Origin of the sequence: Pseudomonas sp. B21-041 (genome assembly GCF_024748675.1) — a bacterium.
Lineage (GTDB): Bacteria > Pseudomonadota > Gammaproteobacteria > Pseudomonadales > Pseudomonadaceae > Aquipseudomonas > Aquipseudomonas neuropathica.
The window spans coordinates 5,190,046-5,202,763 of record NZ_CP087175.1; the positions used below are offsets into that span (position 1 = coordinate 5,190,046).

11 protein-coding genes are annotated in these 12,718 nt (G+C 60.2%); 4 read left to right on the forward strand and 7 right to left on the reverse strand.

Annotation, left to right across the window (positions count from 1 at the left end; translation table 11 throughout):
- Positions 1-24: 24 nt before the first annotated feature.
- Together LOY43_RS22945 and LOY43_RS22950 are read right to left on the reverse strand one after the other, a co-directional pair.
- Positions 25-573 carry a sugar ABC transporter ATPase gene (locus LOY43_RS22945; RefSeq protein ID WP_095048343.1) on the reverse strand — a complete coding sequence of 183 codons (549 nt, stop codon included), beginning with the start codon at positions 571-573 and terminating at the stop codon, positions 25-27.
- 136 nt (positions 574-709) lie between these two features.
- Complete coding sequence (locus LOY43_RS22950) at positions 710-1,477, reverse strand: sulfite exporter TauE/SafE family protein (RefSeq protein ID WP_095048344.1); 768 nt, start codon at positions 1,475-1,477, stop codon at positions 710-712.
- A gap of 100 nt (positions 1,478-1,577) precedes the next feature.
- Between LOY43_RS22950 and LOY43_RS22955 the strand changes: the two genes are divergently transcribed.
- The 4 genes from LOY43_RS22955 to leuA all read left to right on the forward strand — a co-directional run bounded on the left by LOY43_RS22955 (position 1,578) and on the right by leuA (position 6,956).
- Positions 1,578-2,522: a LysR family transcriptional regulator gene (locus LOY43_RS22955; RefSeq protein ID WP_258708780.1), complete on the forward strand. Its 945-nt coding sequence runs from the start codon at positions 1,578-1,580 to the stop codon at positions 2,520-2,522.
- An 85-nt stretch (positions 2,523-2,607) separates the two neighbouring features.
- Positions 2,608-3,987, forward strand: a complete 1,380-nt coding sequence (gene xseA, locus LOY43_RS22960) for an exodeoxyribonuclease VII large subunit (RefSeq protein ID WP_016984362.1) — start codon at positions 2,608-2,610, stop codon at positions 3,985-3,987.
- Between the two features lie 3 nt (positions 3,988-3,990).
- Positions 3,991-4,812, forward strand: coding sequence for a M23 family metallopeptidase (locus LOY43_RS22965; RefSeq protein ID WP_095048346.1), 822 nt, complete (start codon positions 3,991-3,993; stop codon positions 4,810-4,812).
- 464 nt (positions 4,813-5,276) lie between these two features.
- The gene (gene leuA, locus LOY43_RS22970) at positions 5,277-6,956 is read left to right on the forward strand and encodes a 2-isopropylmalate synthase (protein WP_007916856.1); all 1,680 of its coding nucleotides are present in this window, start codon (positions 5,277-5,279) and stop codon (positions 6,954-6,956) included.
- A gap of 167 nt (positions 6,957-7,123) precedes the next feature.
- Here leuA and LOY43_RS22975 read toward each other — a convergent pair whose 3' ends face one another.
- The 5 genes from LOY43_RS22975 to LOY43_RS22995 form a co-directional block, all read right to left on the reverse strand.
- Positions 7,124-7,915: an amidohydrolase gene (locus LOY43_RS22975; protein ID WP_258708781.1), complete on the reverse strand. Its 792-nt coding sequence runs from the start codon at positions 7,913-7,915 to the stop codon at positions 7,124-7,126.
- On the reverse strand, positions 7,903-9,051 hold the full coding sequence (locus LOY43_RS22980) for a pyridoxal phosphate-dependent aminotransferase (RefSeq protein ID WP_258708782.1): 1,149 nt from the start codon (positions 9,049-9,051) through the stop codon (positions 7,903-7,905). The genes LOY43_RS22975 and LOY43_RS22980 overlap by 13 nt, the downstream gene beginning before the upstream one ends.
- A gap of 234 nt (positions 9,052-9,285) precedes the next feature.
- Entirely contained in the window at positions 9,286-10,755 is a 1,470-nt protein-coding gene (der, locus tag LOY43_RS22985; protein ID WP_095048349.1) for a ribosome biogenesis GTPase Der, read from the reverse strand.
- A gap of 136 nt (positions 10,756-10,891) precedes the next feature.
- Positions 10,892-12,043 carry an outer membrane protein assembly factor BamB gene (bamB, locus tag LOY43_RS22990; protein ID WP_034156262.1) on the reverse strand — a complete coding sequence of 384 codons (1,152 nt, stop codon included), beginning with the start codon at positions 12,041-12,043 and terminating at the stop codon, positions 10,892-10,894.
- Positions 12,036-12,677 (reverse strand): tetratricopeptide repeat protein, encoded by a 642-nt coding sequence (locus tag LOY43_RS22995; protein WP_093430648.1) that lies wholly within the window; start codon positions 12,675-12,677, stop codon positions 12,036-12,038. The genes bamB and LOY43_RS22995 overlap by 8 nt, the downstream gene beginning before the upstream one ends.
- Positions 12,678-12,718 lie beyond the last annotated feature (41 nt).

Below are 12,718 nucleotides of genomic sequence, written 5' to 3' on the forward strand. Positions count from 1 at the left end.
GCTGATATACGGAGACCCCCGCCGCTACAGCTCCACCTTGACCCAAGAGACAGGTTGATCGAGCCAATCGGCGAACTCATCGATAAAGCTCTGCTTGAAGCCCGCCTCCAGCCAGTTATTGAAGATGAAGCCGAGGTTGGAAAACCCGCACTCCTGCAGGTACAGGAAGCCGTTGATGTCGTCTTCGTGACCGCATTCCGGGCAGGTGAAGTTGTCGGTGCGCCCCGGCATCCAGTCTTCGAGGCTTTCAAACAGCGCTTCGCCGATCTCGCGACGACACTCGGCACAACCAGCCTCTTCGAGAAAGCCCTTGGCCGGCGTGTAGATGCAGCGTTTGGTGACGATCTCCAGCCCGTTGATCGGCTCACCAAATGGCAGCGCTTGCGGGTGCAGGACCACGGCGCGGGCGCCATCGGCAATCGCGTAAGCCATGCGGTTGCCGGTGCGGCCACAGGTTGTCAGCTCTTCTTTGATGATGTTCTTGCGCACCAGCCAGCGCACGATCGCCCGGGCCCGGGGTTCGTGGACCGGCAGGGTGGAGATTTTCGGGACGATGATGCTTTGCGAATTCATGGGAAATCCTGCGGTGTGACTTCTGACGCCTTCGCGAGCAGGCTCGCTCCCACAATGGCATGCAGTTCCCTGTGGGAGCGAGCCTGCTCGCGAAGAGGCCCTAAAGGCCGGCAGCTTAATCCCTGACAAAATCCGGTCAAGTGCTGAGGTAGCGTCCGATCAACGCCAGCCCGCTCGCCAGCACCAGCCATGTCACCAGCCGCACAAACGCCTCGCGCGACAACTTCATGGTCAAGCGCCGCCCGATCCACAACCCCAGCACCATGGCCGGCAACAAACACAAGGCCAGCATCAATAAGGGTAGCTCGGCATACACACCGGCGATGGCAAACAGGCTCAAACGCACCACCGTGCTGCAACTGATCAGCGCACTTTGCGTCGCCCGCGCGGCGTCTTTCGGCAGCCGACTGTTGAGATAAATCGCGTATAGAAAGCCGCCACTGCCAAACAGCGCGCCGAACAACCCGCCCACCGTGCCCATCGGCACTGCCCAGGCCGCCGACAATTGCGCCGGCCGGGCTTTGACCCACAGGCTGTAAACCGCATAAGCGCTGATAAACAGGCCCATCAACAACAGCAACAGATCGGATTTCAGATTAAGCAGGAAAATCACTCCCAGCGTGCAGCCCAGCGCCATGCACGGCAGTAGCCGCAACAACTCCGGCTTGGCCACATCCCGCCGCGACGGCAGCAGGTTGCCGAACGCTGCAACGAAATCCAGTAGCACCAACAGAGGCACAATCTTCGACAACGGCATGAACAGAAGCAGAATCGGCCCCGCCACCAGTGCGGTGCCAAATCCGGCAATGCCGAACACGATGTAAGCCGATGCGATGCCCAACCCAATCACAGCCCAGCCGCCAGCGCCCCACGCCCATTCACTCAACAACCCCGCCACACTCATCGATCCGCTTCCTTAATAAGCCTGAGATGACTTTAGCCAGCGCCGAGGGTTGCGACTAATATCTTCAAAGTCGCTCCCCCATCTCAAAAAGGCATACCTGGTGCTTTCAACCCGTCAACTGCGTTACTTCGTCGAAATCGCCGAATGTGGCAGTTTCAGTGCTGCGGCTGAACGTTTGTTCGTTGCGCAATCGGCGCTGAGCCGGCAGATCAAGGACATGGAGACGCGCCTGCAGACCCCGCTGTTCGAACGCACCGCGCGCCAGCCTCGCCTCACAGCAGCGGGCGAGGCGTTTCTGCCGCGAGCAAAAAATTTGCTCAATGAGCTGAGCAAGGCTAGCGCCATGGCCACCGAAGTCGGCAATGGCCAGCTCGGCACCTTGCGCCTCAGTCACTCCAGCACTGTGTCTATCAGTGGCCGGGTGCTCAGTGATCTCGGCGCTTATCTGCAGCAACAGCCTGGCGTGTCACTGGATATCGGCAAACTCTCTTCGGAAGCGCAACTGGAAGAACTCGTCGAAGGACGCCTCGATGTCGGCCTGCTGCGCCTGCCAGTGTTGCGCCAGCGCGAAGGTATTCAGATTGTGCCGCTGTTTACTGAACGGTTGCTGTTGGCAGTGCCGATGAATCATCGATTGGCCGAGGCTGAGCGTGTCGACCTGGCCCAACTGAAGGACGAGGCATTCATCTCGATCCCGCATCCGCAACGCGGCGGTCTGAGTTATCTGTGTGCTGAATTGTGCATGCGTCAGGGCTTCTTTCCGCGAGCGGCGCGGGTCATGTCGCGCAAGACCACCCAGCTCCAGCTGATTCAGGCCGGATTCGGCATCGCCCTGCTGCCGGAATCGATGCAGGACATCGCCCCAAGCGGCGTACGATTTCTGCCGCTGACCGATCCCGATTGCCAAAGCACCGTCGCCCTCGCCTACCGGCAGAATCCGACCCCGCTGATCCAACACTTCCTCCAGACCCTCACCAATCCCCCTCGTGGGAGCGAGCCTGCTCGCGAAAGCGGACTGTCAGCCACTGAAGATGTCGAAGGATAAGAAGCTTTCGCGAGCAGGCTCGCTCCCACAGGGTTTTGTGCGGTGTCATGGTGATTCGACGGCAAATGCCTTTAAACTGCGCCCCATGATTAAAGATCCCTTTGCAAGACTTGGCCTGGACCGTGAGGTCCTGACCGTCAGCCAGCTCAACGGCCGCGCGCGGGTGTTGCTCGAAGACGTGTTCAGCAACATCTGGGTCGAAGGCGAAATCTCCAACCTCGCGCGCCCGGCGTCCGGCCACATCTATTTCACCCTCAAGGACAGCGGCGCGCAGGTGCGTTGCGCGCTGTTCCGGCAGAACGCTGCGCGAGTGCGTCAGGCGTTGAAGGACGGCCTGGCGGTGAAGGTGCGTGGCAAGGTTTCGCTGTTCGAAGGCCGTGGCGACTATCAGTTGATTCTCGACACTGTCGAACCTGCCGGTGACGGTGCACTGCGTCTGGCCTTCGATGCGCTGAAGGAAAAGCTCAGCGCCGAAGGTCTGTTCAGTGCCGAACGCAAAGTGCCGTTGCCCGCGCATCCGCAGCGCATCGGCATCATCAGCTCGCCAACCGGCGCGGTGATTCGCGACATCATCAGCGTATTCCGCCGCCGTGCGCCGCAGGTGCAACTGACGCTGATTCCGACTGCCGTACAAGGCCGGGAAGCCACCGCGCAAATCGTCCGCGCGCTGAAAATGGCCGATGCCCGTGGTTTCGACGCACTGATCCTCGCCCGTGGCGGCGGCTCGCTGGAGGACCTCTGGTGCTTCAACGAAGAAGCTGTAGCCCGTGCCGTTGATGCCTGCGTGACGCCGATTGTCAGCGCCGTCGGCCATGAAACCGATGTGTCGATCAGCGACTTTGTTGCCGACGTGCGCGCACCGACGCCGTCTGCGGCTGCCGAATTACTCGCGCCCGATTCCAGTCATCTGATCCGTCAGGTCGAAAGCCTGCATCGGCGCTTGGTGATGCGCATGCGCGACCGTTTGATGCGTGATCGTCTGCGCTTGGAAGGCATGGCCCGTCGCTTGCGCCATCCCGGCGAACGTCTGCGCCAACAGGCTCAGCGCCTGGATGATCTGGACATGCGCATGCGTCGGGCGTTCGAGCGCCATCTCAATACCCGTCGCGAGCGCCTGATCCGCCTGGAAACACGCCTCGCCGGCCAGCATCCGGGGCGGCAATTGGCGATGTTGCGCCAGCGACTCGACAGCCTCGCCGAACGCTTGCCTCGCGCCATGCGCGAAGGTCTAAAAAACCGGCGCCTGCAATTGCACAGTCAGATGCAGACGCTGCACGTGGTCAGCCCATTGGCGACGCTCGGGCGCGGTTACAGCATTTTGCTCGATGAGCGTGGCCATGCGATTCGCAACGCTGCACAGACCCACACCGGCCAGCGCCTCAAAGCCAAACTCGGCGAAGGCGAACTGCAAGTGCGCGTCGAGGACAATCACCTGACGCCTGTCACTCTCTCTTTACTGGACTGATCCATGCCGCGCTTTCTCGCTCCACTGTTTTTGCTCTGCCTGACCTTCAATGCCCACGCCGACAGTTACATCACCCGGCTACTGAACAAACCGGTGCCGGGCGGTGTGGCGGTGGTTGATCTGGGCACCGCCGCGCAGGCACCGAAAGCCACGTATCAGGGCAAACCGGTGCTGGTGGTGAAAGAGCAGAACAACTGGCTGGCGATTGTCGGCGTGCCGTTGACGGTGAAGCCGGGCGCGCAACAGATCAGCAGTGGCGGGCGCAATCTGCCATTCACCGTGGGCAACAAGAAATACCCGGAACAGCGCATCACCCTGAAGAACAAACAGCAAGTAAACCCGGATCAGTCGAACCTCAAACGCATCGAGGGTGAACTGGCCGAGCAGATCAAGGCGTATCGCAGCTTCAGCCCGAACACGCCGAGCAATCTGTTGTTGGATAAACCAGTCAACGGGCCGCTGTCGAGCAAGTTTGGCGTGCGTCGTTTCTTTAATGGTGAAGAACGCAATCCCCACGCAGGCCTCGACTTCGCGGTGCCGGCGGGCACGCCGATCAAGACCCCGGCGGCGGGCAAGGTGATCCTCACCGGCAATTACTTCTTCAACGGCAACACCGTGTTTGTCGATCACGGGCAGGGCTTTATCAGCATGTTCTGCCATATGTCGAAGATTGATGTGAAAGTCGGTGATCAACTGGCGCGGGGCGCGGTGGTTGGCAAAGTCGGCTCGACGGGCCGGGCAACCGGGCCGCACATGCACTGGAATGTCAGCCTGAATGATGCGCGGGTGGATCCGGCGATTTTCATTGGCGCCTTTCAACCTTAAATATGTGTTGAGGCGACCGGCCGCTTCGCGAGCAGGCTCGGCCCCACACTGGATCTTATTCACAACAAAGATCCCCTGTGGGAGCGAGCCTGCTCGCGAAGGCGACCTATACAACACAGCAATACTCAATGAATCCCTAAAAACCTCAATTGCGCCCCAATCAAACCTCGCGCAAATATCACAACGATCAGCGATCTCTAGCGCAATAAAATCCCGCAAAAACTCTCTTTCCGGGTATTCCTCTCAATTTTTTCCGACTGCTTGCCATCCTCTGCCCTCGCGGTTAGGGTTGAAGGCATGAAAACCTCTCACACCCTCATTCAGCTTCGCCAGCACCGCAGCCTGTGCCTTGTCAGCGCACGACTGCCAGGCTGAATCGCGGCACCTCGTCCCACGCTTTTCCAAGAACATTCGTAACACCGGCAGGCCGCCTTTTTTCGGCCCAGACAATAAGGAATTTCCCGATGAGCATGCTCAAAGATCCGTCTTCGAAATACCGCGCGTTTCCCGTCATCAACTTGCCGGATCGCACCTGGCCGTCGAAAACCATCGACACCGCGCCGATCTGGTGCAGTTCCGACCTGCGTGACGGCAACCAGTCGCTGATCGAACCGATGGACGCGGTGAAAAAGCTGCGCTTCTGGAAAACCCTGGTGCAGGTCGGTGTAAAGGAAATCGAAGCCTCGTTCCCGGCCGCTTCGCAAACCGACTTCGACTTCGTGCGTACCCTGATCGAAGAAGGCCACATCCCGGACGACACCACCATTCAGGTGCTGACCCAGGGCCGTGAAGATTTGATCGAGCGTACTTTCGAATCCCTGCGCGGTGCGAAAAAAGCCATCGTTCACTTGTACAACGCCACCTCGCCTTCTTTCCGTCGCATCGTCTTCAACCAGGACAAGGACGGTATCAAGGCCATCGCCGTGAACGCGGCCAAGCTGTTCGTCAAATACGCGGCGATGCAGCCGGACACCGAGTGGACCTTCGAATACTCGCCGGAAACCTTCAGCGCTACCGAGCTGGAATTCGCCAAGGAAGTCTGTGACGCGGTGATCGAGGTGTGGAACCCGACGCCTGAGCACAAGATGATCCTCAACCTGCCGGCTACCGTTGAGTGCGCGACCCCGAACGTCTACGCCGACCAGATCGAGTGGTTCGGCCGCAACATCAACCGTCGTGACAGCGTGATCATCAGCCTGCATACCCACAACGACCGTGGCACCGGCGTCGCCGCTACCGAGCTGGGCCTGATGGCCGGCGCCGATCGCGTCGAAGGCTGCCTGTTCGGCAACGGCGAGCGTACCGGTAACGTTGACCTCGTCACCGTCGCTCTGAACATGTACACCCAGGGTCTTGACCCGCAGCTGGACTTCTCCGACATCGACGGCGTGCGCAAAGTGGTCGAAGAGTGCAACCAGATTCAGGTTCACCCGCGTCACCCGTACGTTGGTGACCTGGTACACACTGCGTTCTCCGGCTCGCACCAGGATGCGATCCGTAAAGGCTTCTCCCAGCAGAAACCGGATGCACTGTGGGAAGTGCCGTACTTGCCGATCGACCCGGCCGACATCGGCCGCAGCTACGAGGCGGTGATTCGCGTCAACAGCCAGTCGGGCAAGGGCGGCATCGCCTACTTGCTGGAGCAGGAGTACGGCATCAGCCTGCCACGTCGCATGCAGATCGAATTCAGCCAGGTTGTGCAGCGTGAAACCGATCGTCTGGGCCTGGAGATGACCGCCAAACAGATTCACTCGTTGTTGATCAGCGAATACCTGCAAGCCAACACCCCGTATGCGCTGGTCAGCCATCGCCTGCAGGAAGAAAACGGCAACAGCGCCGTCGAAGTGGAAGTGGCAAGCAAAGGTCAGGGCGAAACCAACCTGCACTGGCGCGGCAAGGGCAACGGTGCACTGGAAGCACTCGTCGCTGGCCTGCCGATTCCGGTGGAGATCATGGACTACAACGAACACGCGATCGGCGCAGGCACCAACGCCAAAGCAGCGGCGTACATCGAGCTGCGTGTGAACGGCGAACGTGCAGTGCACGGCGTGGGCATCGATGAAAACATCACCACGGCCAGCTTCAAGGCCCTGTTCAGCGCGCTGAACCGCTCACTGAGCCAGCCTGAGGCGAAAGCGGCGTAATCGATCGCTGAAATGCAAGAGGCCCCGGCGTGCAAACTCCGGGGCCTTTTTTTGCTTGCGATCGTTCCCACGCTCTGCGTGGGAATGCCTCAAGGGACGCTCTGCGTCCAGTGACGCGGAGCGTCACGGCTGCATTCCCACGCAGAGCGTGGGAACAATCAGTTACCTCAGGTGAACTCGAAGGTGTCGGCATCCAGATTCGCCGGAAAGCGCTCGCGATACGCCGCCAGTGACGCCGCCTCCAAAACCACCTTGAACACCCCGTCCGCCTCCCCCGCCGCCAGCAAGGTTTCCCCCTGGAAATCCAGCACCTGACTGTCACCGGTGTAGGCGAAGCCCTTACCGTCCGTGCCGACGCGATTCACCGCCGCCACATAGCAAAGGTTTTCGATGGCTCGCGCCGGCAACAGGCGATTCCAGTGCAGACGCCGCGCGCCCGGCCAGTTGGCGGTGTACAGCAACAGATCAGTGTCCTGCGCATCGCGGCTCCACACCGGGAAGCGCAGGTCGTAGCAGATCAGCGGACGGATGCGCCAGCCCTTGAGTTCGAACTGCACCTGACGTTCGCCGGGGGTGTAGTGATTGTGCTCGCCGGCCATGCGGAACAGGTGACGCTTGTCGTAATGCAACACTTCACCGTCCGGTCGCGCCCATAGAAGGCGATTGCGATGGCTGCCGTCGGCGGCCTGAATGATCACGCTGCCGGTAATGACTGCATCGAGCTTTGCCGCCTGAACCCGCAGCCATTTGCTGGTCGGGCCATTCTCGGCTTCGGCAAGGGTTTCGGATTCCATGGAGAATCCAGTGGTGAACATTTCCGGCAGGATGATCAGATCCGCCCCCCACGCCTGCTCCAGCAACACCTCGAAATGTTCAAGGTTGGCCTGGCGGTCATGCCAGGCCAGGCTGGTCTGGATCAGCGCCAGGTTCAGATCAGGTAACGCATTCAGATCACGCATAGTTTTGCCGCCGCTTCACGCAGCGTCTCCTCGCGTTTGGCAAAACACAGGCGCACCAGGCGCTGGCCTTGCGGTGGGTTCTGGTAGAACACCGACACCGGAATACTCGCCACGCCGTGTTCGCGGGTCATCCACATGGCCATCTCGACGTCATTCAGGTCAGGACGGATCTGCGAGTAATCGACCAACTGGAAGTAGGTGCCAGTGACTCGGGTGAAGGTGAAGCGCGACGGCGCCAGCAGATCGCAGAACAGATCGCGCTTGGCCTGATAGAAACCCGGCAACTCTTCGACGTGTTCCGGGTGCTCGGCCATGTAATCGGCCAGCGCATATTGCAACGGCGTGACGCCGCAGAAACTGACGTACTGGTGGACCTTGCGCAGTTCGGTAGTCAGCGCTGGCGGCGCGACGACGTAACCGGTTTTCCAGCCGGTGACGTGATAGGTCTTGCCGAACGAGCTGACCACGAATGCGCGCTGATACAGCTCTTCATGGGCCAGCACGCTGACGTGCGGCACGCCGTCGAACACCAGGTGTTCGTAGACTTCATCGCTGATCAGGTAGATGTCGCGACCACGGATCAACTCTGCCAGTTGATCGAGTTCGGCACGACTGATCAGCGCGCCGCTCGGGTTGTGCGGGGTGTTGATGACGATCATTTTCGTGCGCGGACTCAGGGCAGCAGCGAGTTGATCGAAATCGATGGAGAAGTCGTTTGGATTCAGTTGTACATGTACGCAACGACCGCCCGCCAACTCCGTCGCCGGTTCGTAGCTGTCGTAGCACGGATCGAACACGATGACTTCGTCGCCGCTGTGGATAACCGCCTGAATCGCACAAAAGATCGCCTGGGTCGCGCCTGGCGTGACCGTCACTTCACTGTCGGCACTGACTTGCACGCCATAGCTGCGAGCGATTTTCGCCGCAATCTGCTCGCGCAGCGCCGGCAGGCCAGTCATCGGTGAATACTGGTTGTGGCCACTGGCGATGTGCCGACCGACCGCATCACGCAGGGACTGCGGGCCGTCGAAGTCAGGAAAACCCTGGGACAGGTTGATCGCTCCGGTCTGGGCCGCGAGCTGAGACATCTGCGTGAAAATAGTGATGCCGACATTCGGCAGCTTACTGGTGATCATCGGGGGTTCCCTGCTCAACACCCGGCTCTGACGACGGCGCGGGAGAGCCCGAGGATAGCCCATCCGGCGCCCATAAAAAAAGGGCGCCGGATGGCACCCTTCTCTCATGTTGATCGTTCCCACGCTCTGCGTGGGAATGCAGCCTTGGACGCTCTGCGTCCACCGCTTATGTGACGCAGAGCGTCACGGGATACATTCCCACGCGGAGCATGGGAACGATCAACGAGCCGCACCTTACTTCTTGTCGCGGCGCTTCTTGCTGGCTTTCTTGTTGTGCGACATCAAGCGACGCTTCTTGTTGACCTGGCGGTCGGTCAGCGTGTTCTTGTTGCCTTCGTACGGGTTCTCGCCGCCCTTGAACTCGATGCGGATCGGCGTACCGACCAGCTTCAGCACACGGCGGTAAGTGTTCTCCAGATAGCGCACGTACGACTTCGGCACTTTCTCGATCTGGTTACCGTGGATCACGATGATCGGCGGGTTGGCACCACCCAAGTGGGCATAACGCAGCTTGATCCGGCGGTTGTTGACCATCGGTGGCGCGTGCTCGCCAACGGCGTCTTCGAGAATCTGGGTCAGACGGTTGGTCGGCCAGCGGGTGACCGCCGACTTGAACGAGTTCTGCACGGAAGCGTAGAGGTTACCCACGCCAGTGCCGTGCAGGGCCGAGATGAAGTGGATGTCGGCGTAGTCAACGAAGAACAGGCGACGTTGCAGCTCGACCTTGACGAAGTCGCGCTCGCTCGGCGTCATGCCGTCCCACTTGTTGATCGCGATCACCAGTGCACGACCGGATTCGATGGCGAAGCCCAGCAGGTTGAGGTCGTGATCGACCACGCCTTCGCGGGCGTCCATCACGAAGATCACCACGTTGGCGTCTTTGATCGCCTGCAGGGTTTTCACCACGGAGAATTTTTCGACTTCTTCGTGGATCTTGCCGCGCTTGCGCACACCGGCGGTGTCGATCAGCGTGTACTTCTCTTCATTCCGTTCAAACGGGATGTAGATACTGTCGCGGGTGGTGCCCGGCTGGTCATAGACGATAACCCGGTCTTCACCGAGCATGCGGTTGACCAGCGTCGACTTGCCTACGTTCGGGCGGCCGATGATGGCGATCTTGATCCCGTCTTTTTCGCTCGGGCCAGGAATGCGCTTGGCTTCCTCGCCTTCGGCAACGATCTCTTCCTCGCCTTCTTCTGGCTCTTCTTCGTCTCTCGGGAAATCACCCAGGGCGATTTCCAGCATCTGGGTGATGCCGCGACCGTGAGCACCGGCGATCGGGATCGCGTGGCCCATGCCCAGAGGGGCGAATTCAGCGCGGGCCATTTCCGGGTCGATGTTGTCGACCTTGTTGGCGACCACGTAGGAACGCTTGTTACGTTTGCGCAGGTGCTCGGCGATCATCTGGTCGGCGGCGGTGAAACCGGCCTTGGCATCTACCAGGAACAGCACAACATCCGCTTCTTCAATGGCCAGCAGCGACTGCTCGGCCATTTTTTCGTCCATACCGTGCTCGTCACCGGAGATACCACCGGTGTCGACCAGAATGTAGGAACGCCCTTGCCACTTGGCCTCACCGTACTGGCGATCACGGGTCAGACCGGACAAGTCGCCGACGATGGCGTCGCGAGTCCTGGTCAGGCGGTTGAACAAGGTGGACTTGCCGACGTTCGGTCGGCCCACCAGGGCGATTACGGGAACCATGCGGCTCTCCACTTCGTTATTTCAGAAAATACAAAAGCCGCTGCGAGGCAGCGGCTGGTGCTCGGGGCAACGCCTGTTAGCGCTGCAAGCCCCATGAATCCGGGGCCGCCTGGGGGTTTAACCCCAAGCATAGTTGTTACTTGATGGTCAGGGCTTCCAGTTTGCCGCTGTTGCCATAGACATAAATCGTGTCACCCACCACCAGCGGACGGGCACGCAGGCCGTCGCTGTCGATGCGCTCACGGCCGACGAAACGACCGTCAACCTGGCTCAGCAGGTGCAGATAACCTTCCAGGTCACCGACTGCAACATAGCTGGAGAACACTTCCGGAGCCGACAGTTGACGACGAGCCAGCGAATCGTTGCTCCACAATGCTGTGGTGGAACGTTCGTCGACGCCTTCAACGGTGCCCGAGGACAGGCTCACGTAAACGCTACCGAAACCCTGAGCGATACCGGCGTAGCTCGACGCATCGCGCTGCCAGAGTTGACGACCGCTTTCCAGATCCAGTGCCGCCACTCGACCCTGATAGCTGGCAACGTACAGCGTACCGCCGGACAACAGCAGACCGCCGTCGATGTCGACTACGCGCTCCAGTTCCGAACGACCTTGTGGAATCGCGATCCGTTGTTCCCAGACCGGCACGCCGTTGGAAATGTCCAGAGCGACCACTTTACCGGTCGACAGGCCAGCCACCGCGAGGCGGTTGGTAACCAGCGGTGCGCTGGTGCCACGCAGGGTCAACACGGCCGGGGTGCTGTCATACACCCAGCGCTGAGTACCGGTGGAAGCATCCAGACCGATCAGACGATCGTCCTGAGTCTGTACCACCACCACGTCGCCGTTGTTGGCTGGCGGCGCGAGGACTTCGCTGTTCACACGAGCGCGCCACTTCTCTTCACCGTTGCTGGTGTCCAGAGCAACGACTTCGCCGCGCAGCGTACCGATCAGAACCAGACCGTAACCCACGCCAACGGCGCCGGAGACAGGCAGGTCAAGATCCTGCTTCCATTTCACGTCGCCATTGCCGCGATCCATGGCCATCACCACGCCGGTTACATCGGCGGCGTAGATGGTGTCACCGTCGATCGCCGGCACCAGCATGTTGTAGGTTTCGCCCTGACCGTCACCGATCGAACGACTCCACTGCTTGTGCAGAACCACTTCTTCTTTGAAGTCGGTCAGTTCAGCCGGTGGCAATTCTTTCTTGCTGTTGCTGCTGCAACCCGCGGCCAGAAGGGCCAGAGCCAGCAATGCTGCATGCTTCCAACGGATCACGTCACGCATCCCCTTTGGCCAGGTCGTCGAGCTTGATTTGAAGGCCACCGACCGCCGCTTCATCCGACAGTGCCGCCTTGGCTTTTTGATACGCCTTGTTCGCGTCATCGGTACGGCCCAGCTGTACCAGCAGGTCGCCCTTGAGTTCTTCGCGAGTGGCCAGGAATGCTTTGTCGGCATCACCGTCGAGCAGTTTCAGGGCATCTTCAGCCTTGTTCTGCGCGCCGAGTACCTGCGCCAGACGCTGACGGGCGATTTCGCCCAGCGCCGGGTTGGCCGGTTTGTCGACAATGGCTTTCAGTTCGGCCGCGGCGTCATCCAGCTTGCCGCTGTCGACCGCCACTTTGGCGACGAACAGGCTGCCGTACTGCGCGTAGGCGGAACCGCTGAATTCGCTGTTGAGCTTGCCGGCCAGATCCGCAACGCGGGCCGCATCAGGCTTGCCGTCAGGCGTCAGCGTGGTTTCCAGCAGTTGCTGATAGAGCACCGAGGCGCCTTGCGACTGGTTGCTCTGATACTTGTGATAAGCCTGCCAGCCGAACACGATGACCAGCGCCAACAGGCCGCCAGTGACCAGAGGTTTGCCGTTGCGTGTCCACCAGTCCTTCAAATCCGCCAACTGTTCGTCTTCGGTACTCGACACCCCAATACTCCTTAATCGCTAAATCGGCTGTTTGGACAGCT